Origin of the sequence: Myxococcus sp. CA033 (assembly GCF_013336625.1) — a bacterium.
In the GTDB taxonomy this organism is placed as follows: Bacteria; Myxococcota; Myxococcia; order Myxococcales; family Myxococcaceae; genus Myxococcus; species Myxococcus llanfairpwllgwyngyllgogerychwyrndrobwllllantysiliogogogochensis.
Genome location: NZ_JABUMU010000004.1, coordinates 33,621 through 59,949, shown reverse-complemented (window position 1 = coordinate 59,949; position 26,329 = coordinate 33,621). Strand labels below are relative to the sequence as shown.

The 26,329-nt window shown below is 69.2% G+C and carries 26 protein-coding genes; 14 read left to right on the top strand and 12 right to left on the bottom strand.

Annotated features, from left to right (window positions below):
* Positions 1–2: 2 nt before the first annotated feature.
* The 5 genes from HUA78_RS13115 to HUA78_RS13095 all read left to right on the top strand — a co-directional run bounded on the left by HUA78_RS13115 (position 3) and on the right by HUA78_RS13095 (position 6,184).
* Positions 3–1,232: an aspartate aminotransferase family protein gene (locus HUA78_RS13115; protein WP_174476410.1), complete on the top strand. Its 1,230-nt coding sequence runs from the start codon at positions 3–5 to the stop codon at positions 1,230–1,232.
* 108 nt (positions 1,233–1,340) lie between these two features.
* The gene (locus tag HUA78_RS13110) at positions 1,341–2,660 is read left to right on the top strand and encodes a DnaJ domain-containing protein (RefSeq protein ID WP_174476553.1); all 1,320 of its coding nucleotides are present in this window, start codon (positions 1,341–1,343) and stop codon (positions 2,658–2,660) included.
* Between the two features lie 17 nt (positions 2,661–2,677).
* Positions 2,678–4,519, top strand: coding sequence for a molecular chaperone DnaK (dnaK, locus tag HUA78_RS13105; protein ID WP_141646355.1), 1,842 nt, complete (start codon positions 2,678–2,680; stop codon positions 4,517–4,519).
* The gene (locus HUA78_RS13100; protein WP_141646356.1) at positions 4,520–5,338 is read left to right on the top strand and encodes a hypothetical protein; all 819 of its coding nucleotides are present in this window, start codon (positions 4,520–4,522) and stop codon (positions 5,336–5,338) included.
* 138 nt (positions 5,339–5,476) lie between these two features.
* Complete coding sequence (locus HUA78_RS13095; protein ID WP_174476409.1) at positions 5,477–6,184, top strand: hypothetical protein; 708 nt, start codon at positions 5,477–5,479, stop codon at positions 6,182–6,184.
* A 43-nt stretch (positions 6,185–6,227) separates the two neighbouring features.
* On the opposite strand, the gene HUA78_RS13090 is transcribed toward HUA78_RS13095, so the two are convergent.
* From HUA78_RS13090 to HUA78_RS13070, 5 genes are read right to left on the bottom strand one after another with little or no spacing between them, the layout of a single operon-like run.
* A complete protein-coding gene (locus HUA78_RS13090) occupies positions 6,228–6,707 on the bottom strand; it encodes a MaoC family dehydratase N-terminal domain-containing protein (RefSeq protein ID WP_141646358.1) in 480 nt (159 codons plus the stop codon).
* Positions 6,708–6,712: 5 nt separating this feature from the next.
* Positions 6,713–7,108 carry a MaoC/PaaZ C-terminal domain-containing protein gene (locus HUA78_RS13085; protein ID WP_174455225.1) on the bottom strand — a complete coding sequence of 132 codons (396 nt, stop codon included), beginning with the start codon at positions 7,106–7,108 and terminating at the stop codon, positions 6,713–6,715.
* A gap of 35 nt (positions 7,109–7,143) precedes the next feature.
* Positions 7,144–8,274, bottom strand: coding sequence for an SDR family oxidoreductase (locus HUA78_RS13080; RefSeq protein ID WP_174455226.1), 1,131 nt, complete (start codon positions 8,272–8,274; stop codon positions 7,144–7,146).
* 23 nt (positions 8,275–8,297) lie between these two features.
* A complete protein-coding gene (gene coaE / locus HUA78_RS13075; protein WP_141646360.1) occupies positions 8,298–8,894 on the bottom strand; it encodes a dephospho-CoA kinase in 597 nt (198 codons plus the stop codon).
* Positions 8,895–8,902: 8 nt separating this feature from the next.
* Positions 8,903–9,370, bottom strand: a complete 468-nt coding sequence (locus tag HUA78_RS13070) for a hypothetical protein (protein WP_174455228.1) — start codon at positions 9,368–9,370, stop codon at positions 8,903–8,905.
* A 132-nt stretch (positions 9,371–9,502) separates the two neighbouring features.
* On the opposite strand from HUA78_RS13070, the gene HUA78_RS13065 reads away from it, so the two are divergent.
* The 6 genes from HUA78_RS13065 to HUA78_RS45935 all read left to right on the top strand — a co-directional run bounded on the left by HUA78_RS13065 (position 9,503) and on the right by HUA78_RS45935 (position 15,768).
* A complete protein-coding gene (locus HUA78_RS13065; RefSeq protein ID WP_141646362.1) occupies positions 9,503–10,003 on the top strand; it encodes a cytochrome c3 family protein in 501 nt (166 codons plus the stop codon).
* Positions 10,004–10,007: 4 nt separating this feature from the next.
* On the top strand, positions 10,008–10,628 hold the full coding sequence (yihA, locus tag HUA78_RS13060; RefSeq protein WP_141646363.1) for a ribosome biogenesis GTP-binding protein YihA/YsxC: 621 nt from the start codon (positions 10,008–10,010) through the stop codon (positions 10,626–10,628).
* A 48-nt stretch (positions 10,629–10,676) separates the two neighbouring features.
* Complete coding sequence (locus HUA78_RS13055) at positions 10,677–12,401, top strand: DUF6178 family protein (protein ID WP_141646364.1); 1,725 nt, start codon at positions 10,677–10,679, stop codon at positions 12,399–12,401.
* Between the two features lie 150 nt (positions 12,402–12,551).
* Positions 12,552–13,838, top strand: coding sequence for a spore coat polysaccharide polymerase ExoJ (gene exoJ, locus HUA78_RS13050; RefSeq protein ID WP_141646365.1), 1,287 nt, complete (start codon positions 12,552–12,554; stop codon positions 13,836–13,838).
* Entirely contained in the window at positions 13,828–14,976 is a 1,149-nt protein-coding gene (exoK, locus tag HUA78_RS13045) for a spore coat polysaccharide biosynthesis glycosyltransferase ExoK (protein ID WP_174455229.1), read from the top strand. Before exoJ ends, exoK begins: the two co-directional genes overlap by 11 nt.
* Before the next feature lie 102 nt (positions 14,977–15,078).
* Positions 15,079–15,768 carry a DUF4097 family beta strand repeat-containing protein gene (locus tag HUA78_RS45935; RefSeq protein ID WP_217442461.1) on the top strand — a complete coding sequence of 230 codons (690 nt, stop codon included), beginning with the start codon at positions 15,079–15,081 and terminating at the stop codon, positions 15,766–15,768.
* A 167-nt stretch (positions 15,769–15,935) separates the two neighbouring features.
* Here the strand turns inward: HUA78_RS45935 and HUA78_RS13035 are convergent, their stop codons facing one another.
* The 4 genes from HUA78_RS13035 to HUA78_RS13020 are packed head-to-tail and all read right to left on the bottom strand — an operon-like array spanning position 15,936 to position 19,674.
* The gene (locus tag HUA78_RS13035; protein WP_174476408.1) at positions 15,936–17,030 is read right to left on the bottom strand and encodes a quinone-dependent dihydroorotate dehydrogenase; all 1,095 of its coding nucleotides are present in this window, start codon (positions 17,028–17,030) and stop codon (positions 15,936–15,938) included.
* Between the two features lie 10 nt (positions 17,031–17,040).
* Entirely contained in the window at positions 17,041–18,036 is a 996-nt protein-coding gene (locus tag HUA78_RS13030) for an adenosine deaminase (protein WP_174455231.1), read from the bottom strand.
* A gap of 46 nt (positions 18,037–18,082) precedes the next feature.
* A complete protein-coding gene (locus tag HUA78_RS13025) occupies positions 18,083–18,805 on the bottom strand; it encodes a Smr/MutS family protein (protein ID WP_141648752.1) in 723 nt (240 codons plus the stop codon).
* Positions 18,806–18,852: 47 nt separating this feature from the next.
* Positions 18,853–19,674, bottom strand: a complete 822-nt coding sequence (locus HUA78_RS13020) for a TerB family tellurite resistance protein (RefSeq protein WP_141648751.1) — start codon at positions 19,672–19,674, stop codon at positions 18,853–18,855.
* Between the two features lie 55 nt (positions 19,675–19,729).
* On the opposite strand from HUA78_RS13020, the gene folD reads away from it, so the two are divergent.
* Positions 19,730–20,593: a bifunctional methylenetetrahydrofolate dehydrogenase/methenyltetrahydrofolate cyclohydrolase FolD gene (folD, locus tag HUA78_RS13015; RefSeq protein WP_174465659.1), complete on the top strand. Its 864-nt coding sequence runs from the start codon at positions 19,730–19,732 to the stop codon at positions 20,591–20,593.
* 264 nt (positions 20,594–20,857) lie between these two features.
* Complete coding sequence (locus HUA78_RS13010) at positions 20,858–21,973, top strand: triacylglycerol lipase (RefSeq protein ID WP_174476407.1); 1,116 nt, start codon at positions 20,858–20,860, stop codon at positions 21,971–21,973.
* 15 nt (positions 21,974–21,988) lie between these two features.
* On the opposite strand, the gene HUA78_RS13005 is transcribed toward HUA78_RS13010, so the two are convergent.
* From HUA78_RS13005 to HUA78_RS12995, 3 genes are all read right to left on the bottom strand, one after another.
* Entirely contained in the window at positions 21,989–22,627 is a 639-nt protein-coding gene (locus HUA78_RS13005; RefSeq protein ID WP_141648748.1) for a TIGR02265 family protein, read from the bottom strand.
* A 103-nt stretch (positions 22,628–22,730) separates the two neighbouring features.
* A complete protein-coding gene (locus tag HUA78_RS13000; protein ID WP_141648747.1) occupies positions 22,731–23,351 on the bottom strand; it encodes a TIGR02265 family protein in 621 nt (206 codons plus the stop codon).
* A 480-nt stretch (positions 23,352–23,831) separates the two neighbouring features.
* Positions 23,832–25,076, bottom strand: coding sequence for an OmpA family protein (locus HUA78_RS12995; RefSeq protein WP_174455234.1), 1,245 nt, complete (start codon positions 25,074–25,076; stop codon positions 23,832–23,834).
* Positions 25,077–25,360: 284 nt separating this feature from the next.
* Here HUA78_RS12995 and HUA78_RS12990 point away from each other — a divergent pair, with 284 nt between their 5' ends.
* Complete coding sequence (locus HUA78_RS12990; RefSeq protein WP_174455235.1) at positions 25,361–26,305, top strand: ADP-ribosylglycohydrolase family protein; 945 nt, start codon at positions 25,361–25,363, stop codon at positions 26,303–26,305.
* The last annotated feature ends 24 nt before the right edge of the window (positions 26,306–26,329 follow it).

Below are 26,329 nucleotides of genomic sequence, written 5' to 3'. Positions count from 1 at the left end.
CCTTGCCGCAGCCCGTGCCCTCCGCCGCCGCCTCGACTTCCAACGACACCCTCATCTCCAAGGCCAAGAGCCACCTGCTGCAGAACTACAAGCAGCAGCCCATCGTCCTGGTCAAAGGTCGGGGTACGCGCGTGTGGGACGCGGACGGTCGTGAGTATCTGGACCTCATCGGCGGCGTGGCGACGTGCGCGCTCGGACACTGTCATCCGGACCTGGTGGCGGCGGCGCACGCGCAGCTGGACTCGCTGTGGCACGTGTCGAACGCGTTCTACTCGCAGCCGCAGATCGACCTGGCGGCGCAGCTGTGTGAGTGGAGTGGGTTCGAGCGCGCCTTCTTCTGCAACTCCGGCGCGGAGGCCAACGAGGCGCTGCTGAAGCTGGCCCGCAAGGTGATGAAGGACCGGGGCACCCCGGAGCGCTACGAGGTCATCACCTTCGAGCGCAGCTTCCACGGCCGCACCCTGGCCACCGTCACGGCCACGGGACAGCCGAAGTACCACGCGGGCTTCGAGCCGCTGCCGGCCGGCTTCCACCACGTGCCGTACGGTGACCTGGAGGCGGTCCGCCGCGCCGTGGGTCCGGCCACCGCCGCCATCCTGGTGGAGCCCATCCAGGGGGAGGGAGGGGTGCGTCTGGCCCCCGAGGGCTTCCTCAAGGGGCTGCGCGCGTTGTGCGACGAGAAGGGCCTGTTGCTCCTCGTCGACGAAATCCAGACGGGCATGGGCCGCACCGGCATCCCCTTCGGCTTCATGCGCGAGGGCATCCGGCCGGACGCCATCAGCATGGCGAAGGCGCTGGGCAATGGTCTGCCCATTGGCGCCATGTTGTGCCGCGAGGACGTGGGCGCGAGCCTGTCCCCGGGCAGCCACGGCTCGACGTTCGGCGGCAACCTGGTGGCCGCCGCCGCCGCCCACGCCGCCCTCAAGGTCATCCGCCAGCCGGGCTTCCTGGACGAAGTGACGGCCAAGGGTGCGTACTTCCTGGGCCGGCTGCGGGAAATCCAGGGCAAGCTGCCCCCGGGTCGCGTCGTCGAGGTCCGAGGACAGGGCCTGCTGGTGGGCCTGGAAGTGGACCGGGAGGCGCCCCAGGTGCTCGCCAGGCTGCGCGAGGCCGGGGTGCTGGGCAACGCGGCGGGTGACCGGACGGTCCGTTTCGCCCCTCCGTTCACTGTCACCCGGGAGGAGTTGGATCAGAGCCTCGCCATCATCGAGCGGGTGCTCATGGCCCTCTGAGGCCGATTTTCCGCCGGATGGAGCCTGGGAGGGGGCACTGGGTGTTTGACGCCCCGCGTCCCCCAAACCTAGGCTCGACCTTTCGGCAACCCATTCGTGGACCGTCCTGTGAGCGCGCCAAATACGATTGTCGGCCTGGGGGCCCGGACGGACCACATCGCCACGGTGCCCAATCTGGACTTCGCTCGCCTCCAGCTCTCGTCGGAGGAAGCGTCTGTCCTGTCGCTCGTCGGCAGGGTGGAGCGCATCGACCAGGTGTTGTCACGCTCTACCCTGGGTGAAGCACGCACCATCGCCGTGCTGCTCGCCCTGCGGGCCAAGGGGGCCATCGTCCCCGCGCGCGTGGTGCAGAAGAACCAGCCGGCTCCCGCGGTGGACGCCGCGCTGGCCGAGGAAGTGGACCTGGAGCCGGAGCGGAAGAAGGAGATCATCGACCTGGAGCGGGCGCTGGACGGGTTGGATCACTTCGCCGTCCTCGGATTGCGCCCCGGTGCTCCGGCCGCCGAGGTGAAGCAGGCGTACTACAACGCGTCCCGCCGCTATCACCCGGACCGCTACTTCGGAAAGAACCTGGGCAGCTTCCGCGCGCGCATGGAGCGCATCTTCCGGAGGCTCACGGACGCCCACAACATCCTCACCCAGCAGGACAAGCGGGACGCGTACCTCAAGGCACACCCGGCGCTCGCGACGGCTTCCGTGGCCGCCGCGACCCCCGCGCCCGTGCCCGTGCCGGTGATGGATCCCACCCAGGAGCTGATGCCCTTCGCTCCCACGCCGCGCCCGGCGCGCCTCTCGTCCCCGCTGCAGGCGTCCGCCCCGTCGACGCCACCTCCGGTGCAGGACGCGGAGTCGGAGGCACGCAGGGCGGAGCGGCAGGCGCGGCTCGCTCGGCACCCGTACATGGCGCGCAACGTGCGGCTGTCGGAGCTGGTGGCGCGCGGCAAGGCGGCCATCGCCCGAGGCGACTGGGAGCGGGCCTACCAGGACTTCCACCAGGTCCAGACGTTGGATCCGAAGAACCGCGAGGTGACGACGCTGCTGACGGAGGCGCGCCGCCGCCACGACGAACAGCGTGGGGCCATCGAGTTGGCGCGCGGGCGGGAACTGGAGCAGCACGGCGATACCGTGGGGGCGCTCGCGGCCTATCGGCTGGCGTATTCCCTGGATGGGCAGAACCCGGAGGCCGCCTTCCGTGCGGCCAGACTGGGACTCCAGCAGGGCCAGGACGTGGGCGAGGTTCGCTCCCTGGCACAGCGTGCCGTGGACCTTCAGGGAGGGCGAATCGAGCACCATTTGTTGCTGGGACGGGTGCTCGCCGACGCGGGATCGAAGAAACTGGCCAAGCGGGTCTTCGAAGATGCAGCGAAGTTGGATCCGGACAATGCCGAGGCCAAGACGGCGCTCAAGAAGCTGCGCTGGACGTTCTAGGATGAGCACGCTCTCTCATGGCTGATCCCGAACCCCTCATAGGCATCGACCTGGGGACGACGAACAGCATCGTCGCCACCGTCCAGGACGGGCAGCCCGTCGTCATCAAGAACCGCACGGGCCAGGCGCTCACGCCGTCGGTCATCGCCGTGTCCAAGAACGGCAAGCGACTGGTGGGTGGCATCGCCAAGCGTCAGGCCATCACCAACCCGCAGGAGACGGTGTACGCGGCCAAGCGGCTCATCGGCCGGAAGTTCTCCTCGCACGAGGTGCAGGACGCGCTGCGCTCGTTGCCCTACGAGGTGGTGCCGGGGCAGCACGATGACCTGCGCATCCGCATGGGCGGCAAGGACATGTCGGTTCCGGAGATCAGCGCCATGATCCTCCAGGAGCTGAAGGCGGACGCGGAAGCGCACTTCGGCAGGCCGGTGAGCAAGGCCGTCGTCACGGTGCCGGCGTACTTCAACGACGCCCAACGGCAGGCCACCAAGGACGCGGGGCGCATCGCCGGGTTGGACGTGCTGCGCATCATCAACGAGCCCACCGCGGCGGCGCTGGCGTATGGCTTCAGCCGCACCGTGAATGGCCGCGTGGCCGTGTTGGACCTGGGCGGCGGCACGTTCGACGTGTCGGTGCTGGAGATCAACCAGGGTGTCTTCGACGTGGTGGGCACCGGCGGCGACACGTACCTGGGGGGCGAGGACTGGGACAACCGCATCATCGAGTGGCTCGTCTTCGGCTTCGCGAAGGAGCACGGCATCGACCTGCGCAAGGACCGCATGGCGTTGCAGCGGCTCAAGGACGCGGCGGAGAAGGCGAAGGTGGAGCTGTCGAGCGTGAAGGAGACGCAGCTCAACCTTCCGTTCATCAGCACGCCTCCCGGTGGCGGCGCCGCGCTGCACCTGCAGGCCGCGTTGTCCCGCGAGAAGCTGGATGACCTGACGGCGGACCTGGCCGAGCGCGTGGTGGGCATCACCACGGAGGTGCTGGGCGAGGCGGGTGTGCGGGCCTCGGAGCTGAAGGAAGTCATCCTCGTCGGTGGCATGTCGCGCATGCCCAAGATTGTCGAGGCGGTGCGCGGCTACTTCCGACGTGAGCCGTGCAAGGGCGTGCATCCGGACGAGGTGGTGGCGCTGGGCGCCGCGGTGCAGGCGCACGCGCTGGTGGCGCAGGAGGGCGAGCTGCTGCTCCTGGACGTCACGCCGCAGAGCCTGGGGGTGGCCATCGCCGGCGGCTACGTGCGGCGCATCATCCCGAAGAACACGACGGTGCCCACGTCGGCCACGGAGGTCTTCGCGACGTCGAAGGACTTCCAGCGGCTGGTGAAGATCATGGTGCTCCAGGGCGAGCACGAGCTGGCGCACCAGAACGAGCTGCTGGGCGAGTTCGTCCTCACCGGTCTGCGCGAGGCACCTCGGGGGCAGGTGGAAATCGAGGTGACGTTCGACATCAACGCGGAGGGCATCGTCTCCGTCTCCGCGCGCGACAGGGAGACGGGCCTGCGCCAGTCCATCACCGTCACCGCGTCCAGTGGACTCACCGAGGAGGAGCTCAAGCGCATCATGGATGAGCAGCGCGGCTACCTCATGGCCGCGCGCATCTCCGAGGAACTCAAGGTCAAGCGCATGGAGCTGGACTCGCTCGCGCGCGACGTCATGGATGCGCTGACGCGAGCGAGGCTGTTGCCCGGGGGTGGTGGGCTTCCCGCCGACGCGGTGCCTCGCGCGGAGCAGGTGCTGGAACATGCGCGGCAGGTCCGCGCGGGTGAGGACGTGGGGGCGCTGGGCCGCGCGTGTGAGCTGCTCACGGGATGTCTGACCCAGCTCAAGGGCCCGTCACGCAGTGGCATGGGGCGATAGATGAGCACCCAGCGCGCCAACCAGCTCGTCGAGGCGGGACTGTGGCTGCGCCTGAGTGGCGACGCCCAGGGTGCGCAGAAGCTGTTCGAGCGGGCGCTCGTGCTGGACCCCGACAATGTCCGGGCGCGCGAATCCCTGGCCGCGCTGGAGACCCCATTCGGACGGAGCAGCCCGTTCGCGGGGGCATCGGCGGATGCGTCCACGCGAGGCACGCCACTGCCCTCGCTGGATGGCGACTGGGGCGCGTGGGCCGAAGGCGAGGGCCACCCGCTGGACGAAGAGGACGAGGAGCGTTCTCCCAGCGTGCTGATTCCAGAGGGCGACGGACCTCCACCAGGAGGTGACGTGCTGGACCTGCTCTCGCGCGACGAGCCCACCACGCAGGAGTACGGCGTCCCCGAGGGTGACACGGACGAGTTCGGTGTCCCCGTCACGGAGAGCGAGCTGGAGCGGTTGCTGCGCGGCGCGGCCGACCTGCTGGAGCTGGATGACCACTCGGGCGCGGTGGACCTGCTGTTCAAGGCGCAGGAGCTGGCGCCGGGAGACCCGCGCGTGGATGTGCTGCTCATCCGCAGCGAGCGCATGCTGATGGCCATGCTGGAGTCGAAGCTGGGCGACCTGGGCCGTGTGCCCCGCGTGCGCCTCCAGCCGGATGACATCATCTGGCTCAGCCTGGACCACCGCGCGGGCTTCGTCCTCGCGCAGATTGATGGCGCCGTGACGTTCGAGGACCTCTTCTCGCTGTCCGGGATGACGCGGCTGGATACCGCCCGCATCCTCGCCCAGCTCCTCGACGAAGGCGTCATCGCCGCCGCCTGACCTCCCTCGAAGCCGGGTTCACGCAGGCGCGCCTTTCTGGGTGTGTTGACAGGGTCCTGTCATGATGACAGGTTGTTTCGTGTTCGCGCGTGAGTCGAGGCCACTCCTGGGCCCGCGTCGCGCGGGAGGCACACACCCATGAAGCATGACGCCAGCATTCCGGCGCTGCCCTGTGTCGCGCTCGAACCGACGCTCGAGTTCTACGGCCTGCTGGGCTTCGAGGTGACGTACCAGCAGCGTCTGCCGAATCCCTATGCGGCGACGCGGCGTGGAGGGGCCCAGCTCCACTTCTTCGGTGTGAAGGGGTTGGACCCGCTGGCGGCCTATAGCTGCTGTCTCATCATCGTCGACGAAGTCGAGCAGCTGCATGAAGGCTTCGCGGCGGCCCTGCGAAAGACCTACGGCAAGGTGCCCGTGCGAGGCGTGCCGAGAATCACCCGGATGAAGAAGGGGCAGACGCGCTTCACCGTCGTCGACCCGTCCGGCAACAGCGTGATGTTCATCCGTCGCGACGAGCCTGGTGGCTACGGTGACGACGAAGACGACTCCGCCACGCTGTTGGGCAAGGCGCTGAAGACCGCACGGCGGTTGCGTGACTTCAAGAGTGACGACGCGACGGCCGCGAAGGTCCTCGACGCCGCGCTGAAGAAGCCCGATGCCGGCACGCCGCTGGAGCGAGCGCGGGCGCTGGTGGCTCGTGCCGAGCTGGCCGTGGCGCTGGCGGACCTGCCACGCGCGAATCAATCGCTCCGCGAATTCGACGCCCTGGTGCTCCCGGCTTCGGAGCGGGCGTCGCTCGAGGCGGACAGGGCCGCGGTCGACACCCTCATGCGCGCGCAGGAGTAGGGCGGGCCCGGGGGGCAATGGCCCCCGAGCCCACGTGCCACGGCTACGCGCGGACGACGCCCGTCCAGACGCCCTTCACCACGACGTCGCCGCGCTGGTTGCGCGACTCCGTGTTGACGACGACGAACTCCTTGCCGGCCTTCACGTAGATGTTCTCGATGCGGCCCGTGGTCGTCATCACGTCGCCGGGGCGCATGACGTCCAGGAACTCCAGCTCCTGTTCACCGTGCACCAGCATCAGCAGATTCACGCCCAGCTCCGGGTCCGCGACGGCCGCGCCGAACGGGCGGATGGCGAAGACGACGGCGAAGCTGGGGAACGCAATCAGGTCGCCGTACGGGCCCTGCTTCGCGGCGGTGTCGTCGTAGAGGAGGGGACTGACGTGCTCAGGCGGCTCGCCCGGTGTGCCGGCGGCGGGATGCGCGCCTCCCACGGCCAGGGTGAACTCGCGCAGCTTCTCCGCGCCAATCGTGTACGTGTACGGGCCGTATTCCCGGCCGATGAAGCGCTTGTCGATGGCCATGGCGACTATCCGATGGAGGCTTCGACGACGGCGCCCTTGAGGACGGCCTCGCCGCGCTGGTTGGTGGCGGTGACTTCCGTGGTGAGCCGGTCCGCTTCGATGGCGGTGACCTTGCCTTCGAACGTCACGACGTCCTCGGGACGAACAGGGCGAGAGAAGCGCACCTTCACCTTGCGGATGCGGCCCGGGTCTCCCACGAAGACGGCGACGGCTTCCACCGCCCAGCCCAGCGTGCAGAGCCCCTGCAAGATGACGCCGTCGAGGCCGGCCACCTTGCCGACCTCCGGGTCGATGTGGATGGGATTGAAGTCCCCGGATGCGCCCGCGTAGTAGATCGGCCGGTACAGGTCGCACTCGCGGACGTGCGTGAAGGTATCGCCTACCTGGAAGGTGCGTGCCATGAGGCCCCCTGATTTAGCACGGAGGCCCCGCTCGCTCACCCCGTCGCGGAGCCCTGGTCCAACGGGTCATCCACTTCAGAGCCTTCTCGGCGCTTGCGGTACTGCTCGCGCACATACGCCACCAACTGGTCCAGGTACGAGGACAGGGGAGGGCAACGCACGCCCGTGCCGTCCAAGAGCTCCAGCGTGTTGTGACAGTTGTAGATGGCCAGATGGTTCACATAGCTGATGGCCGCGCGCTGCGGCCGGGCCAGCTTCTCCAGCACCGGCAGCCGCAGCATGACGTCCGCCGCGCGCGCCGACAGGTTGAAGCGCGGCAGCTTCTTGTTCGCCTTCTCCGCGATGAGCTCGTACACGCGCCGTGCGCTCATCGGGTTCGGGTCCACCAGGTGGAACGTGCGGCCCGCGGCGCGAGGGTCCTTCGACAAGCGCCACACCGCCTCCACCACGTAGTCCACCGGCACCACGTTGAGCGGCGCCACGCCGTTGCCGGGCAGGGGCAGCGGCACCACCAGCGGCGACGTGACGAGCAGGATGCCCAGGTAGTAGGGCCCCTCGAACTTGTCGATCTCCCCCGTGCGCGAATCGCCCACCACGCTGGAGGGCCGGTACACCGTGACGGGCAGGGTGGAGCTGGCGCGCATCACCAACCGCTCGGCCTGGAACTTCGTCTCCTCGTACGGATTGCGGAAGCCCTGGCCGCGGTCCAGCTCGTCCTCGGCGATGACGCCCACGCGGTCGCCGGACACGTAGCAGGTGGAGAAGTGGTTGAAGCGCGCCAGGTGCTCGCAGTCGCGCGCGAGCTCCAGCATGTTGCGCGTGCCGTCCACATTCACGCGCCACGCGGTGTCCTTGGCCACGCCCAACTGCGCCACCGCCGCCAGGTGGAAGATGTCCGTCACCCGTTCGCACAGGCGCTGGTACTCCTCGCCCGACAGGCCCAGGTGCATGTCCACCACGTCGCCGGTGAGCAGCTCCACCGTGGCGCCCTTCAGCTTGGACGCGTGCTTCTGCGCTTCCTTGAGCGCCTTGGGCTGCACCAGCGCGTAGACGTGCCCTTTCGGGTCCTCCCGCGCGATGTGCTCCACCAGCCGCTTGCCGATGAACCCCGGATAGCCGGTGATGAAATACGTCCCAGCACCGGTCTTCTTGCGCGTCTCGCTCATTGCGCGCGGAGCATACTCGCCCGTCAGCCGCGCGCGAGCATGGCGCGCCAGACCGACTCCACTTGCTCCCGGGTGGATGACAGGTCCTGGCTGTTGTCGATGACCCACGTCGCGTGGACCCGCTTGTCGTCCAGGGGGAGCTGGGCGGCCAGCCGCGCCTCGGCGGCCGTCGCATCCAGCCCGTCACGCGCCATCAGCCGCGCTTTTTGCAGGTCCCGGGGCACCCACACCAGCGCCACCCCCTCCATCCACTCGTGCATCCCGGCTTCGATCAGCAGCGGGACGTCGTAGATGACACGCTCCACGCCCCGAGCCGTCAGCGCCTCGAGCTTCTCCATGAAGGCCTCGCGAACGCGAGGGTGGGTGATGGCGTTGAGGGCGGCGCGCTCCGTGTCGTTGCCGAACACGTGCGCGCCCAGCTTCGCTCGGTCCAGGCGGCCGTCGGGGCCCACCACGCCAGGGAAGCGCTCCGCGATGGCGGCGAGGCCCGGCGTGCCCGGCTCGACGACTTCGCGGGCGAGCACGTCCGCGTCGAGCACCTCCGCGCCCAGCTCCCGGAGCATCCGGGTGACGGTGCTCTTTCCGGAACCGATGCCGCCCGTCAGTCCGAAGACGTGCATCCGCGGGCCTACTTCGCGGCCTTCTGCGTGGTGAAGGTGAACGACTGCACCGTCTTGCCGTCCTCGTTGAAGAAGATGGCCAGCCCCAGCTTCGGGTAGAGGAAGTAGGTGCGGAAGTCGTCCGTCAGCTTGCGCTGGTAGCACGGCGAGGAGGGCACGGGGCCGGAGGGGCAGGCGGGGCCGTAGCTCGTCTCGATGGTCTCCTTGTCGATGACGGGCCCGGGGAAGACGTCGATGCGCTCGATGAGTCCCGTGCCGGGGTCCACCTTGAACTGCGCCTGGCTGGTGCCCTTGATGGCCTCCTTGCCGAGGTAGGCGATGGTCTCCTTGCCGTCCTGGCTGACGGTGCGCGAGGGCTCGCCGAACTTCTTGACGACCTCGTCCTTCTTGGTGACGCCGGGCTCCACGCCCTGCCACGGCTTGGCGACAGCGGGGAAGGCGACGGCAATCACGGCGAGCGCAATCAAGGTCCTCATCACGACTTCCTCCCTAATGGAAAGGGCGGGCGGGGCTCAAGCGCTGCCCTCTCTTTTCAACGGACGATTCCGACGGGCATTCAACCACGAGACGCCTTGCCCCGTCCGGGGGGGTCTGCTACTTCGCGAGCCATGCGCGCTCCTGGCTCCAGGATTCTTTCCGTCCTCCTGCTGGCCCTCTGTGGCGCGGCCGGGGCGGCTGATTTCGTCGGCGCTGACAGTTGCAAGGGCTGCCACCCGGAGGCCTACGAGGCGTGGATGCAGTCCAAACACGCCCGGGCGGTGAGCTCCCTCTCCGAGCAGCAGCAGAAGGACGGCCGCTGCCTGTCGTGCCACTCACCGGACCAGGTGGCGCAGACGCAGGCCAGTGTGAGCTGCGAGACATGTCACGGCGGCGGCCAGTACTACTCGCCCGAGTACGTGATGAAGGACCCGGAGCTGGCGCGCCTGGTGGGGTTGGTGGACCCGTCCGAGAAGCAGTGCCGCTCCTGCCACGACGCCTCCTCGCCCTCCTTGCGGCCGTTCGACTTCAAGGAGTCGCTCAAGGCCATCGACCACTGGTCGGCCGAACGCGCCCGTCGCGCGGCCCGGACCGAGGCCCCGGCCACTCCCCCCTCCACCGCGAAGAAATAGTCGATTGATCAAGATTCTGGACGCCCGTTTCGTCGTCACCGCGGTGGAGCCCAAGGGCTACCCGCAGGGACATACCGCCGAGGTGGCCTTCGTTGGCCGCTCCAACGTCGGTAAGTCCTCCATGATCAACACCCTCACCGGCCGCAAGAAGCTGGTGCGAGTGTCGAACACCCCGGGCCGTACCCGGACGCTCAATTTCTTCGACGTGGACCTGGAGCGCGGCACCTTCCGCCACCAGGTGCGCCTGTGTGACTTGCCGGGCTACGGCTTCGCCCGCGCGAGCAAGGCGGACAAGGCCCAGTGGGAGCAGATGATCACCACCTACCTCGAGAAGCGGCATCGGCTCGAAGTGGTGGTGAGCATCATCGACGCGGAGGTCGGCCCGACGCCGGACGACCTGGCCACGCTCGACTATCTGCAATCCCACAAGCGCAAGGTGCTGGTGGTGGCCACCAAGATCGACCGGCTCACCAAGGCCAAGACGCTGCCCCGGCTCCAGGAGCTGTCGCGCCAGCTGGACCTGCCCATGGAGGCGATTCTTCCGTTCTCCTCGACGGAGCGGCGGGGCGTGGACGAGGTCTGGGGCGCGCTCCTGGACACCTTCGGCAAGGCCTCGCGCGTTTGAGCCCAGGCTCCGGTACCCCGGGGCTCCATCGTCTAGTCGCCGCTCTCCGTGGCGTTCCCCTCCCGACGAGGGAGGCGCTGTGGTAGGCACGGCGCCGTGTCCTCCGAGAACGGCAAGGGTAATGGCAGGGATTCGCAGCTCGCCCTGCGCGAGTTGCAGCAGCAGTTGATGAGGCTGTCACCCCGGAGGCGCATGGACGCGCTTCTGGAGGGAGCGGATGCACAGGCGTTGGTGCGCGCCCTGCCTCCGGAGAGCCTCTACGTCACCATCCAGGAAGTGGGGCTCGAGGACGCGACGGAGCTGGTGCAGCTCGCGTCGCCCGGTCAGTTCCGCGCCTTCGTGGACCTGGGCGCGTGGAAGCGCGACAAGCTGGACTCGCACGCCGTGCTGACGTGGCTGCGCGCCGCGCGCGGCGGCTTCGATGACACCCCGGAGTTCCTGCGTAAGCTGCACGCGGTGGACATGGAGGTGCTGGAGTACCTGCTGCACGAACTGGTCGCCGTGCATGACCTGGAGGAGAACCCGGACGTCAACCCGCAGGGGGTGACGCTGGAGACTCCGGAGGGTCGCTACCTGGTCGAAATCAAGGCCGAGGGCGCGGAGATGTCCGCGGTGCGCGCGCTCGTCACCGACCTCATCGCGGAGAACCCCTTCGAGGCCGTGCGCCTGCTGGAGGCCGTGCGCTGGGAGGTTCCCGCCGAGCTGGAGGAGACGGCCTTCCAGTTCCGCAAGGCGCGCCTGCTCGATTTGGGCTTCCCGACGCTGGAGGACGCGATGGCCCTCTTCAGCCGCGTGGACGTTCCGTCGCGTCGGCCCTCGAGTACGTCAACCCCGGCGGCGCTGACGGCGTCCCAGGGCCACGTGGACTACCTGGCGGCGGCGTTCCGGGGACTGACGGAGGTCGAACGTCAGAACGCGGAGGACGAACTGGCGGGCGTGGCCAACGCGGCGTTGGTGGCGGAGCTCGCGGACCCCGGCGACCTGGACGCGGTGCGCCGGGTCGGGGAGATGGTGCGGGACTACCTCTCGCTCGGGCTGGAGCACCTGACGGGGGCGGACCCCTCGCAGGCCACCGAGGTGCTGCGCGACACGCCCCTGCGGCGCATCTTCCAGACGGGCTTCACGCTGACGCTCCAGCTCAAGTTCCGCGCGGACCGGCTGGCGAAGTCGCCGGGAGCGGTGGTGGACGGCGTGCTGCTGGTGCTGCCGGAGGAGGCCGCCGCGCTGGAGGCGCTGCGCCGCAAGCGGCCCCGTCGCGCGCTGAAGGTGGAGGGCGCGGAGCCGGTGCCGTTCCGCTCGCTGCGCGAGGTCGCCGCCAGCGAGGCCGTGCTGGCGCGCGCGGAGGCCCAGGTGGAGGTCTTCCGGGGCGTGCTGGGTGGCACGCCGGAGTCCGCGCTCGAGGCCGTGGCCCGCTTCGGTGTTCCGTTGGAGACACTTGGCGTGGAGCGCCTCTTCGCCGCCGTGGTCGCCATGGCGGTGCTGGAGGCCCGGCCGGACGCCCGCCCGGTGCCGCTGGGCCGCACGGTGGAGCTGGGCCAGCGCCTCTTCGAGGGCACCCCCCAGGCCCCGCGCCTGCTCGACTCCGCCTCCGTGCGCGCCCTGTCGGGCCTGGAGGGCGCGGTGGCCCCGGAGGCTCGCGCGGAGCTGCGGCGCATGGTGGGTGTGACGCTCACGCGGCTGTTGTCGGAGCTGGGCGCGGCGTGGCTGGAGGACGCGAAGTGGAGTCCCGTCGCGTCCGAAGTCCTGCCCATGGAGAGCCACCCGGTGCCGTAGCTTTTTCAGTCCGGGAGGGTCTCCGGGCATCCGGGGGCCTTCCGGCCTGTGGAGATCCGGGCCTTTGCGAGCCCGGACCCTGGCACGCCCTCTGCTACTGCGTGGCGCACGCGAAGGTGTACGCGCGTGAACTGCCAGAGGAGGAGGGACATGGTGCCGGGAGAGCAGGGGCAGCGCCGTGACGTGTGGGCCTTCTATGCGCTGACCGCATTCGCCGCGGTGATGTACGCGGTGCCGGGTGAGTGGATCCCCGTGCTGGCGCCGCTTCGGTTGGCGCTGCTGACGTCAGTGGTGGCCGCGGGGTTGATGGTGATTCGGAGGTTGGGGCGCGCGGAGCCCCTCTACCTGGATGGCGCGCGGGGCTGGGGGCTCATCGGCTTCTCCTGCCTGGCGGTGCTGTCCGTGTCGTGGGCGGTGAACGCGGAGGTGGCCCGCTACACGGGCATGGAGCTGTTGAAGCTGACGGCCATCTACCTCACTGTCGTCAACGTCATCTCCAATGGGCGCAGGCTCGCCGTCGTGTGCGGGTCCATTGTCCTGGCCTCCGTGGTGACGTCCATTGGCGTCATCAACTGGTACGTGGTGGGGGAGAACCTGGTGGAGGGCTTCCGCGCGCGCTGGGTGGGCGTGTACGCGGACCCGAACCACATGGCCATGAACCTGGTGCTGGTGGTGCCTCTCGCGGTGGCCTTCGTGGCCCGCAAGGGCTCGCCCTGGGTGTGGCGGGTGGCGTGTCTGCTGGCGGCGGTGCTGGCGGTGGTGGCCATCGTCCTGTCGCACTCGCGCGGTGGCTTCATCGGCCTGTCCGTCGCCATGGGCCTGTGGGCCTTCCGTGAGAAGCGCCGCATCCAGGCCATCGTCGTGGGCGCGCTCTTCGTGATGGGCCTGCTCGTCTTCGCGCCGGAGAGCTTCTGGGCCCGCAACGAGACGGTGGCGGCCTTCCACGAGGATGCGTCCGCGATGGGCCGCGTCTACGCGTGGCAGGTGGCCAGCCGCATCAGCCTGGACCGGCCGCTGCTGGGGGTGGGCGCGGGCAGCTTCCGCTACGCGTGGGCGGAGTACGCGCCTCCAGAAGCGCGGCGCGCGTACGTGGCGCACAACATCTTCCTGGACGTCGTGGGAGAGCTGGGCTGGGTGGGCCTGGCGCTCTTCATGATGTTCGCGGGAGGCGCATCCGGAGGCGCCTTCACCGCATCACGCAGTCGAGAGGTGGGCTGGATTGCACGGGCGCTGTCCGCGTCCGTGGCGGGCTACCTGACGTGTGACTTGTTCTCCGGATACATCCTCTCCGCTCACTGCTACGTGCTCTTCGGCCTGGCTGCCGCGGCGCACCGCATCGCCCGCGCGGCGGAGGTGACGGAGACGGTGGGCATCCCGGACGGACAGGCGCCTGTCGGGCCCGTGGGGGCGTGGGAGGGGTCGGGACATGCGGCGTGAGGACGTGAAGATGGGGGCCAGGCCACTGCGCCTGGTGCAGTTCACCCGGTCGTTCCACATTGGCGGCACGGAGGTGCAGGTGCTGGAGCTGCTGCGGGGCCTTCCCCCCAGCTACCAGCTCCAGGTCTCCGTACTGGAGGACGCGGGGCCGTTGATGGGCGCGGTGTGGAAGCTGGGCTACGTGGCGGAGACGTTTCCCCTGAAGGGCTCCGTCGCGCAGGCCAACACCGCGTACCAGGTGATGCGCATGGCCCGGTGGCTGAAGACCAATCGCGTGGACCTGGTCCACGTGCATGACTTCTACTCCACGCTCATCGCCGTGCCGGCCGCGAAGCTCGCTGGGACGAAGGTCATCGTCGGACGGTTGGACCTGTCCCACTGGCAGGGCAGCGCGCGGCGCGCGGTGCACTCGCGGCTGACGGCCATGGCGGACCACGTCGTCGCCAACGCGGAGGCCATCCGCCGGATGCTGGTGGAAGAGGAGGGCCTGCCCGCCTCCCGCGTCTCCGTCATCCACAACGGCCTGGACCTGGCCCGCTTCGACGCGCGGATGCGCGAGGGCCTCAAGTCCCCGTTGCCCGACACCGGCGACGCGCCCGTCATCGTCCACGTCGCCAACATGAACCACCCGGTGAAGCGCCAGGAGGACCTGCTGCTGGCGCTCGCCATGCTCCACCACGGAGGCACGCCGCTGCACGCCTTCCTCGTGGGCGACGGGCCCCGCCGCAAGAGCCTGGAGAAGCTGGCCGCGGAGTTGGGGGTGTCGGACACCGTGCACTTCCTGCGGCACCGCACGGACGTCGCCGCCATCTACGCGCGCGCCACCCTGGGCGTGCTGTGCTCCAGCGCGGAGGGCATGTCCAACGCCGTCATGGAGGGCATGGCCGCTGGCCTCCCCATGGTGGTGACGCGGGTGGGGGGGAACACCGACCTCGTCCGCGACGGCGAGCGAGGCCTCGTCGTCCCCGCCGAGCGCCCGGCCCAACTCGCGCAGGCCTTCAACCAATTGCTCTCGAGCCCGGAGAAGGCGAAGCGCATGGGCCGCGCGGCCCGGGACTTCGTCGCCCGCGAGCTGTCCCTGGAGCGGCTGATCCGCCTCCATGACGCGCTGTACCAACGCGTGGTCCACGGCCCCTGAGGGCATGTCAGACCGGTGTGGATACTTCGCGTCGTTGGCCGGCAATGGGGCGCCGGCTCGTTCGTAGGTGGGGTGTTCACACCCTACCTCGGAGCACCCTTCATGCTGCTGCCCCTCCTGGCCGTGCTGGCCTCCGCCGCCCCGACGACGCAGACCTGGAAGTTCGACACGGATGGAACTCCCCAGGTCCATCTTTCCAATGTTAATGGCGCGGTCCGCGTAGATGCGGTAGACGGGAATAATGTGGTAATCGAAGCGGTTCCGGAAAACCCCGACAATTCCCGGAAGCCGTTGGAGGTCGAAGTCACCCAGGACGGTGACGCGGTGCGGGCGAGGGTGTGCTGTGGGCCGTGTGCGGAACGGCAGCAGTCATGCCGGGCGGACCAGGGCACGGTGCGGTTGACGGTGAAGGTGCCGCGCGCGTCGGAGCTGGAAGTGTCGGCGGTGAACGGGGCGGTGGTGGTGAAGGGCGTGACGGGGCCGCAGAAGCACGCCACCGTCAACGGCCGTGTGGAAGTGAACGGCTCGGAGCGACGTTTGTCGGTGAGTAGCGTTGAGGGAGAGGTGGTACTGGCTCCCCGGAAGCTCGAGGACACCGAAATCACGACGGTGTCGGGCAACGTCCGGCTGAAGCTGCCGGAGCGAGCGGACGCGCAAGTGGAATTCAGCTCTGTAGGGGGGAGTTTCAACGGGAGCAGCGTCGCCCTGGGTTCGCGGAAGAAGACCTATGGCGCGGGCACCCACGAGGTGGAAGTGAGCACCGTCGGTGGCTCGCTGACCGTCCAGGAATAGCTTTCGAGGCCCGTCTCCCAGTCAGACGGCCCGGGGCGCTCGCCGGTGAAACTCCAAGGCGCCGGCGAGCGCTCACTTTTTTGTCGGGCCCCTTTACGTCCCCACCACCGTGGCGCGAGACGAGGGGCCCCCGGCCGACGGGCCGCCCCCAGGGCGAGCCCCGGCCTTCAGGAAGCGGGCGTCCCCGCGCTCCGGTGCTCCGCGCCAATGGCCTGAGTGACGCTCGTGAAGCCATCTCTCGCGAGCAGGGCGGACAGGGCGGGGAGGATGCGGCGCACCATGCCCGGCCCCTCGTAGATGAAGCCCGTGTACACCTGCACCACGGATGCTCCCGCACGCAGCTTCTCGTAGACGTCCTCGGCGGTGAAGACGCCGCCCACGCCGATGATGGCCAGCGCTCCGCCCGAGCGCTGGTACGCGCGGCGGATGACGGCGTTGGCGGCCTCCCGCACGGGAGCGCCGGACAGGCCGCCGGCCTCCTTCGCGAGCGGATGTTCGAAGGGCCGCGCCACCGTGGTGTTGGTGGCGATGAGGCCCGCGAGCTTCTGGGCGCGCACCACGTCCACCACTTCGTCCACGGCCTCGGGCGTCAGGTCCGGGGCAATCTTGAGGAACAGCGGCTTGCCCGGAGCCACGGAGGCCAGACGCTCCTGCACCGCGCCCAGGAGCGCGGAGAGCTGCTCGGGCTCCTGGAGCTTGCGAAGGCCCGGCGTGTTGGGTGACGAGGCGTTGACCACCACGTAGTCGCCCAGGGGCGCGAGCGCGTCCACGCACGCCACGTAGTCGTCCACCGCCCGCTCCAGCGGCGTGTCCTTGTTCTTGCCCACGTTGATGCCCAGCGGGCCGGGGCGCCAGTCGCGTTGGCGCAGGTGGGCCGCGGCCACGGCGGCGCCGTGGTTGTTGAAGCCCATGCGGTTGATGACGGCCTGGTGCTCCGGCAGACGGAACAAGCGGGGCGTCGGGTTGCCCGGCTGGGGGCGGGGGGTGAGGGTGCCAATCTCCACGGCGGAGAAGCCGCAGGCGAACAGGCCGTCCACCGCCTCCGCGTCTTTGTCCAGGCCCGCGGCCAGGGCCACGGGGTGGGCGAAGCGCAGGCCCGCCACCTCCACGGCCAGCGCGTCGGTGCCGCCCCGCAGGGCCCGTCCCCGCAGGGACTGGCACAGCTCCTGGGAGTGCCCCAGCTCCCTCAACCCGAAGAGGCCCAGCCGGTGCGCGGGCTCCGCCGGGAGTCGGAAGAGCAGCGAGCGAGTCAGTCCGTACATGCGCGCGGGCTCAGGCGGGGATGAACGACGCCTGGCGGGCCCAGGCGAGCGTCTGGTCCACCTGCTCCGGCGTGAGGATGCCGTTGTTCTCCACCAGCTCGATTTCCCGGCGCATGTCCGTCTCGAGCAGGTAGGGGCCGTCGGTGTTGATGGTGAACTTCACCTTGCGGTCCCAGAAGGTGCGGATGATGTGGCGCAGCTCCTCCACGCCCTCCACCGCCTTGGTGTGCAGGTTCGACGTCGGGCACAGCTCCAGCACGATGTCGTTCTCGCGCAGCACCTTCATCGCGTTCTCGTCATAGGCCGCGCGGATGCCGTGGCCGATGCGGTGCGGCTTGAGCTTCTCCACCACGGACATGACGCCCTCGGCGCCCGTGCCCCGCGTCTCGCCGGTGTGCACCGTGCACTTGAGCCCCGCGCGCCGCGCCCGGGCGAAGAGGTCCTCGTACTGCGCGACGACCTCCGGCTTGAGCTCCATGGCGTTGGTCTCCGTGCCGGCCAGGTCGATGCCGTACACGCCGCGCGTGCGGTACTTGATGGCCTTGTCCACCAGGATGCTGTTGAGCCGGTGGTCGAACTCACGGGCCAGACAGAAGATGAAGCCCACCTTCACGCCGTACTCGAGCACCGCCCGGTCCATGCCGCGCAGCGCCGCGTGGATGATGTGGTCCAGGTCCAGCTCGGATTGGAGGTTGCGCTTCATGGGATTGAAGCGCAGCTCAATCTGCGTCACCCGGCTGCCCCGGTATTCCTTGCCGATGATTTCGTAGACGGAGCGCTCAATCGCGCTGGGCGACGACTGAATCTTCTCCGTCCAGGTGTGGAGGATCTTCAGGTAGTCGTCCAGGCTCCCCACCTTGCCCGGACGGGAGGTGATGAGCTCCACGAAGTCGAAGTACGTCTTGACTGGGAGCTTGAAGCCTTGCTGATGGGCGATGGACCAGAGGATGTGGGGGGCCACCGAGCCGCCCACGTGGATGTGCAGGTCGATCAGTTCACGTGCCATGGCGGTATGTATGCACAGTGCCGGGCGCGCGTAAAGGATACGGCTGTCACCGTCTCAGCAGGACGTAGACAGCCCCCGTTCCTCCGTCTTGTGGACGTGCGGTGGCGAACGCCAGCACCAGTCCGCCAATACGTTTCTGTGACAGCCACGACTTCATCAGCTCCTTCAAGACGGGCATCTGGTCCTTGGAGTGCAAACCGCGTCCGTGGACGATGAGCACGCACCGGTGGCGGGCGCGGCGGCTGTCGGAGAGGAAACGCTCCAGTGCCGCCTTCGCCTCGGGCTGCGTCTTGCCGTGCAGGTCCAACTGACCCTGGATGGAGAAGTCTCCGCGGCGCAGGGCGCGCAGCAGGTTGCGGTCCACGCCGGGGCTGGTGCCCTCCAGGAACTCGTCCGCGCCGGAGGAGATGTCGAAGTCTCCCTGGCCGGCGACCAGCTCGGAAAGCTGCGCGAGCGCCTCCGCGTTCTCGTCGATGAGCTCCGGCAGGCGCGGGTTGGACTTGGGCGCCTCGCCCCGATTCGTGATTTGCGCCACGCCGTCCATGGCGGAATAGAAGAGGGCGGCGTCGTCCTCGGCGCTCTCTCGGGTCGGCTTCGCCTTGGCGCGCACGGGGGCGGCCGCGGGCTTGCGCTTCTCCGCCTCGGAGGCGGCGCGGGCCTGTGCCTCCTTCTTCTCCTGGTCCTGGATGGACTTGATGGCGCCCTTGAAGGGGTTGTTGTGGAACGCCTCGTCCTTCTTCTTCGGAGGGGATTTTTTCTGCGAGCTCATGGCGGGAGAAGACCTCGTCGTGGGCGATGGCGGGATGTAACCGGGGGCTACATCCCGCGCAGGCGCCGGATTTCCTCGTAGGCGTCGCGGACTTCCTGGAAGTGGCGGGCGACCTCTTCGGCGTCCTCGCCCTTCAGGTGGGCATGTTTGTCCGGGTGGAGCTCCGCGGCGAGCCGCCGGAAGGCGCTCTTTACCTCGGAGTCCGTGGCGTCGGGCGTCAGCCCGAGTACCTCGTAGTGGGCCGAGCTGTCACCCAGGTGCAGCGCGGCGATGGCGTGCTGCTCCTCGGCGGAGAGCTTCAGGCCGTCGCCCACCCGGCTGAGCACCTCGCGCTCGGAGCGCTGCAGGGAGCCGTCCACGAGCGACAGCTCGAAGAGCGCGTCCAGGAGCCGGCGCCGCTCGCTGGAAGGGAGCGCCTCCTGGCAGGCCGCCACGGCGTCATCGAGGTCGGGCGGGACGGAGATGAAGTCCTTGAGGCGCCCTCGGACGAACTCGAGCGAGTCCGGGCCGTACTTGAGGACCTCCTCGAAGTAGCGGCGAATCTCCCGGACCTCCTCGCGGCGGACTTCACCGTCGGCGCGAGCGACCTCCACGAAGAGGGCACAGAGGCTGCGCGTGAGGTGCGCGTCGGCCTCCTCCTGCACGGACGCGGCGTCGCGGGGCCCGCCCCGTCCCGCGAACGCGGAGGGCACGACGGGGGGGAAGTCGGCGAGGGCGTCGGGGGACTCGGCGGGCAGGGCGTTCATCTCGTCGAACCGGTGTCCGACGAAGCCACCCACTGCCCCAAGCAGGACAATGGCCCACGGACTGCCGATGAGCAGCCCGACACAGAGACCTATCATCACCCCGAGCACTTTTCCTGAGCCCATGGCCGCGGTTTCCCTCCCTACCGGGAAGGGAGTCTCTCATAGAGTGGGCCGCGCTATGGCCCAGTTGATCGACGGCAAGGCAGTGGCGGCGCGGGTGCGAGCCGAGGTGAAGGCGGAGGTGGATCGGCTCAAGGTGGAGCGGGGCCTCGTCCCCGGACTCGCCGTGGTGCGGGTGGGGGAAGACCCCGCGTCCAAGACGTATGTCACCGGAAAGAAGAAGGCCGCCGAGGAAGTGGGCTTCCACTCCTGGGAGCACCACCGGGATTCCACGGTGTCGCAGGACGAGCTCCTGGCGCTGGTGCACCGGCTCAACGAGGACCCCGCGGTGCACGGCATCCTGGTGCAGCTGCCCCTGCCCCGGCACATCGACGCGGACGTCATCATCTCCGCGGTGCGGCCGGAGAAGGACGCGGACGGCTTCCACCCGATGAACGCGGGCAGCCTGCTGCTGGGCCGCGCGGCGACCCGGCCCTGCACGCCCCTGGGCGTCATGCGGCTGTTGGAGGAGATTGGCTGCGAGCCGTCCGGCAAGCGGGCCGTCGTCGTGGGCCGCAGCAACATCGTGGGCAAGCCGATGGCGCTGATGCTCCTGCAGCGCAACGCCACCGTCACACTCTGCCACAGCAAGAGCGACCTGCCGAGCGAGGTGTCGCGGGCGGATATCCTCGTCGTGGCGGTGGGCGTGCGGGAGCTGGTGAAGGGCGCGTGGATAAAGCCTGGCGCGGTGGTCATCGACGTGGGGATGAACCGCAAGGAGGAGGACAACAAGCTGGTGGGTGACGTGGAGTTCGCCGCCGCCTCCGAGCGCGCGTCCTTCATCACCCCCGTGCCCGGCGGCGTCGGGCCCATGACCATCGCCATGCTCATCCGCAACACGCTCGAGGCGGCCATCCGGAATCTTGTCCCTTCCTCCCATTGACAGTCTTTGGGGAGATGGCGTGTGTGTTTCACGACGCTCCTGGAATTGGCCGCCCTGGGGAGCCCGGGTCTTCGCTAGTAAAGGCAGACGCTCTCCGGCGAGTCCTCCGCCGGGCCTGACTGCCCGGTTGTCTCGCGTCGCACGTTGTTCGTCGGTGGGTGCTGGCCAGGGGGAACGGGCCGGACACGAGCCGTGCGGGTGGCGGGTCTGCCCGCAGAGGCGCTGAGGGCCCACGCGAGCAGGCGTGGGTGAGGAGTGAGCGACATGAGAGGGATTCAGACAGGGTTGGCGCTCGTCTGCGCCTGGTGGATGGGAGGGGAGGGCGTCGCCTGGGCACAGCAAGCGCGGCGCACGCTTCATCCGGTGGTCTTCGCGCATGGCCTGTCCGGCTATGACGACCTGCTGGGCTTTGATTACTTCGGGGACGAGCTGGGCAACTTCGTGGGGGATGCGTGTGACGAATTGCTGGAATTGAGCTGCAACCCCTATCTCAACTCGGGACAGCGGGCGTTCGGCGCGCAGGTGCAGGCCTTCCAGTCCTCGGAGGTGCGTGGGCTGGACCTGGCGTCCGATATCGAGGGCGTGCTGGCGACCACGGGCGCGACGCGGGTGAACATCGTCGGCCACTCGCAGGGCGGCATCGACGCGCGCAAGGCCTCCAAGGTGCTCTTCGAGCGGCAGGGCCGCGCCGTGGTGGACGTCATCGTGAGTGTGTCCTCGCCGCACCGGGGCTCGCCGGTGGCGAAGTATGTGTTGGACCTGGGGCCCGGGGTGACGTCCGTTGCCTCCGCGCTGGCGAACATCTTCGGCGACATCATCTACAAGCCGGGCAACGACGGCATCGCCGCCGTCAAGCAGCTCATCTACAACGACGCGGACGCCACGGACGGCATCGTCACGGGCATGAAGGCCTTCAACGCGGCCAACCCCATGGACGCGCGTTATGCCTCCCACTATGCGTCGCTGCTCACCGCGCAGGCAGGGCTGGAGGTCAATCCCGCGTTCTTCCTGGTGCGCCTGGCGTTCTATGACATCGACGGGGATGGGTTCTGCGTCGACGACTGTGACAACGACGGCGCGGCGGGGCAGGGCGACGGCGTGCGCAACGAGCGCGATGACGACGGCGTGGTTGGCATCAACTCCCAGCAGATGGGGCCTCGGCTGCGCTACACGGACGCGCCGCTCGGGCTGGACTCCATCACCGTGGACGGCTCGCTGGGGCCCGTCACGGACCTCAACGCGCCCGGCAGCGCGCAGATGACGTCGCTTTCCAGCGTCCTGGACCAGGACCACCTGGACGTCGTCGGCTTCGGCCCGGACCTGTTCGACGAGCTGGGGTTCTACGCCGCCATCATCCACTACATCAGCCAGAACGAGTGACGCGGCCGGCGTGACTCATTCCCAGGCCAGGGCGTAGTCGCAGTCCAGCAGCCGTGGCTCATGACCCTCGACGCGCACGTCCCTGGCGCCGAGGGTCTGCAATACGGCGAGCAACACCCCCTGGTGATACGGAGGAGGCATGAAGTCGCGCCGCATGTGGAGACAGCCCTTGCGCTCGCTCTCCCACGACACGTGCCGCTCACCGTAGCTGACGGACGCGGAGTATCCCCACGGCAGGTGTTCGACGAGCCGGCGGGGTGAGCCATTGGCCGCGGTCAGCAGCGTCCTTCCCAGCGCCGACGCGAGGAAGTCCCGCGTGGCCTGCGCTCCCATCGTCTCCAGGGCCCTGTCGAAGCCGCCGAGCCTGGGCGCGAGCAGCCCGGCGGCGCAGTACGACAACCGGAGGAAGTCATTGATGGGGTAGAGGAAGAAGGGGACGAAGCGGCGCTCCTTGGAGGTGGTGAGGCACCGGGCTCGGGCCGCCTCTCCGGCCACGCGGCGCACCACGTCCAGGACGCCCAGGAAGAACATGCCTCGCGCCTTGTCGCGCGACGTGGTCAACGCCAGTCTTCTCGCGAGCTCCGTGAGGGGGTCGACCCCGCCGCGTTCCTCGCCCATCTCCAGACCCTCGTCCCTGTGCGTGCTCGCGTCCATGTCATGGTCGTACGCCGCTTGTCTGGGAAACCCACGCCCTCCTCGGGAGGAGTTGAGCGGCACTTCACATCCGCCGCCCCTGATGACGGCATGGCGGCGTTTCCTACGCCCAGGACATGACGTATTCGCAGTCCAGCAGGCTCAAGGGCCGTCCGCGGACCCTGGCGACGCGCGTCCCCACGGCCTGCAACACCGCCAGCAACACCCCCTCATGGTAGGTGTGCGGCATGAAGTCCCTGAACACGTTGAAGCAGCCCTCGTGCGCGCCCGTCCAGGTGACATGCCGTTCGCCATACGTGACGGCGGTGCGATAGCCAGACGGAAGATTGTTGATGAGTCGACGCGGATCTCCCGCGGCGAGCATCAGGAAGCTGCGGCCCACCACCGAGTCGAGGAAGTCATGGGTCGCCTGGGCGCCGATGATGCGCATCGCCGTCTCGAAGCCGCCGAGTCTGGGTGCGAGGACTTCCGCCGCCGCGAAAGACATCCGGAGGAAGGCGCTGACCGGGTAGAGGAAGAAGGGGACGAAGCGCCGCTCGCCGGAGGCCGCCAGGCAGCGGGCCGCCGCCGTCTCTCCTGATTCGCGGCGCACCACGTCCAGCACGCCCAGGAAGAACATGCCCCGGGCCCTGTCTTCGCTCGCCGTCAGTCCCAGTCGCCGTTCCAGCTCGCACCCAGGGTCGATGACTTCTCTTTCCCTGCTCCGGAACGCAATCACTGTCATGGGCTCCCCCCCGACATGGAAGTTGAGCCTGGGAGCGCGCGGCCCCCGGACTCGCTCCTGAAAGTGAGGCAATCCGAGTACTCTGAAAAGCCCGGCCGGGTGCGACGCGGGTCGGTGTGTGCTGTCTCAGCGGGGACAGTTGCAGGCACCTTCCAGACGAGGGGCCGGGACAAGAGGCTCATCCCCACCGCGCCGGGAGGTGATGGCCAATTCACAGCGCGGACCGCCAGGCATGCGGGATGTGGCGGCTTCTGGTCGTTGCGTCCCACTCATGGAATGAACGCACGGTGTGTTCACACGTCGCAGGCCGAGCCCCCTGCGGGCCACGGCGCGATGTGCCGTGGGATGACGCGGGAGGGCGAGGGCGCTGTCTGTCGTCGACGACATGACGCGTCGGGCCCCCACGTGTTCTTCCACGCGGAGGCCCGACCCGTGCTCGTGTCTGACGACGCGCCCGGCGGACCGGGGACGTCCGAGGACTCAGCGGCTCAGCACCTGGACCTCGATGCGGCGGTTCATGTCGCGACCCTCCGTGGTGGTGTTGGGCGCCAGGGGCTGCGCGGCACCCACGGCGGCGACGTCCACGCGATTGGCGGAGATGCCATCATCGACGAGCGCGGAGCGCACCGCCTCCGCCCGGCGCTTCGCCAGCTGGCTGTTGACGGTCGCATCACCCGTGGCATCCGTGTGGCCGGTGATGCGCACGCGCGAGTTGGGCTTCTCACGCAGCACCGAGGCCAGCTGCCCCACGCTCGCGTCGCTCTGCGGCGTCAGCGTCGCGGAGCCTTCCTCGAAGGCCACGCCCGCCAGGATGAAGCTGCGCGCGCCGCTGTCGATGGCCTGCCGCATGCCCTGCGCATCCCGGGCCACCGGCGGCGTGGTGCCCGCCGTGCCGCCGCCACCCACGCCGGTGTCCGTCGGGCGCTGCTGTGGCTGCGGCTGCGCCTGGGGCCGCGCGGGCTCCGTGACGGCCGCCTGCTCGCGCCGGGGCTCACTGCGGCGTCCGCGCGTGAGGAACCAGCCCGCCAGCAGCGCGAGCAGCGCCACGGGGATGACCCAGGAGAGGTTCTTCTTCTTGGGCTCCGCGTGGTGCACCGGCGCCCGTTCGATGGGCTGCTGCCGCCGCACCGTCTCCACGGTGGGGATGGCGCGCGTCTCGTGGACCTCCTCGACGACGCGAGGCCCCACCGCCGCGGCGGCGCCACCGATGCCCAGGATGCTGCCCAGCCCCGCGGGCAGCGCGGACGACAGCAGCGACTTCTGGCTGCCCAGGAGCTGTCCCAGCCCCGCGGCGCCCATGCGGTTGTCACGCACGTGCTTGCCGATGACGCCCATGATGACGGGAGCCACCAGCGCCATCATCCCGCCCGCGGACTTGCTGTTGCTGAACCCGCTGGAGCGACCGAGCGCACTGGTGATGCTGCCCAGCTTGTCTCCAAACAGGCCACTGAGCATGCCCTGTCCCTTCTCCTCGGTGTCCGCGGAGAGGATGTCTTCCTTGCCCGCGTTGGGCCCCGTGAAGCCGCCTTCGTTGAGCTGGGACATCAGCCGCTGGGCGCCTGCTTCCGTGGAGCCTCGCTCCGCCACGCTCCCGCCCACCGCGGCGATGGCACCGGGCAAGGCCTTGCCCAGGGTGCTGGGGTCCTCGCCCATCGCGGAACCCATCTGCTGCATCACGTTGCCCGTGAAACGCTCACGCACCATGTCGATGAGGTTGAAAGCCATGCGAATGCCTCCTCCGTGGTTCGGCACCAGTTGGCCCGGTGCGGGGAGTCGCTCATCGCCTGCATGGCGCCGGGGGCTCCGGAGCGAACGACTCTTCAGGGGACGAAAGTGCGGACCGCCTTGCCGGGGAACATCACCCTGGCGGCGTGCTCGGGCAGGGGGGCCGTTGCACGCCTGCTCCCGGAAGGCCCCTTGCCGCGTCCGCGCCGTGACGGCTTGACGGAGGGCGGGCGTGGGCGCCAGCGTCCAATCCCGGACGCTGGGCGAAGGACTGGAGGGGGTTCGTGGTGACGCGCGAGGAGCGAATCGAGGGAGGGCTGCTGGGGCTGTTGGTGGGAGACGCCCTGGGCGTGCCTTACGAGTTCCACCCGTCGGAGAGGATTCCCTCGGCGGACGCGATTGAGTTCGAGCCCCCCGCGGGCTTTGGTCGCTCCCACCCCGACGTTCCCCCTGGGACATGGTCCGACGATGGCGCCCACGCGCTGTGCCTGTTGGACTCGTTGCTCTATCAGGGGCGGCTGGACCTGGAGGACCTGGGCCGGCGCCTGGTGAACTGGCGGGAATGGGGTTACCTCGCGGTGGATGGCCAGGTCTTCGACGTGGGCATCCAGACGGACCGGGCCCTGTCCATGTTCCGCGCCGGAGTGCCTGGGACGAGCTCCGGACCTTCGGGTCAGCAGGACAACGGCAATGGCTCGCTCATGCGCGTGCTTCCGCTCGCGCTGTGGCATCGCGGGACTGACGCGGAGCTCGCCTCCGATGCCATGCTCCAGTCCCTGGTGACGCATGGCCACCTTCGCTCGCGGGTGTGTTGCGCGCTGTACTGCCTCTGGGCCCGCCGCGCGCTGGAGGGCTCGGACCGTCCCTGGGACGCCGCGTTGGAGGCCTTCCGGTCGCTGCATCCCGAGGGCACCGAGGCCCGCACGGAGCTGGACGATGCCGTCCTTCCGCGCGGCGCCGAGGACACGCCCGGGCGCGGCTCGGGGTATGTGGTGGACTGTCTGCGTTCAGCGCGCGACTGCGTGGCGGCCGGCGGCGGCTACGAGCAGGTGGTCCGCGCCGCGGTGCGACTGGGCAATGACACCGACACCACGGCGGCGGTGGCGGGCGGCGTCGCGGGAGTGATGCTGGGCGCGCGGGCCATTCCGGAGCGGTGGCGTTCGGCGCTGCGGGGGCGCGAGCTGCTGGAGCCGCTCTTGCGCAAGCTGCTGGTGCACGCCGCACGCTGAGCTGAAGGGATACCGCGGGCCTCG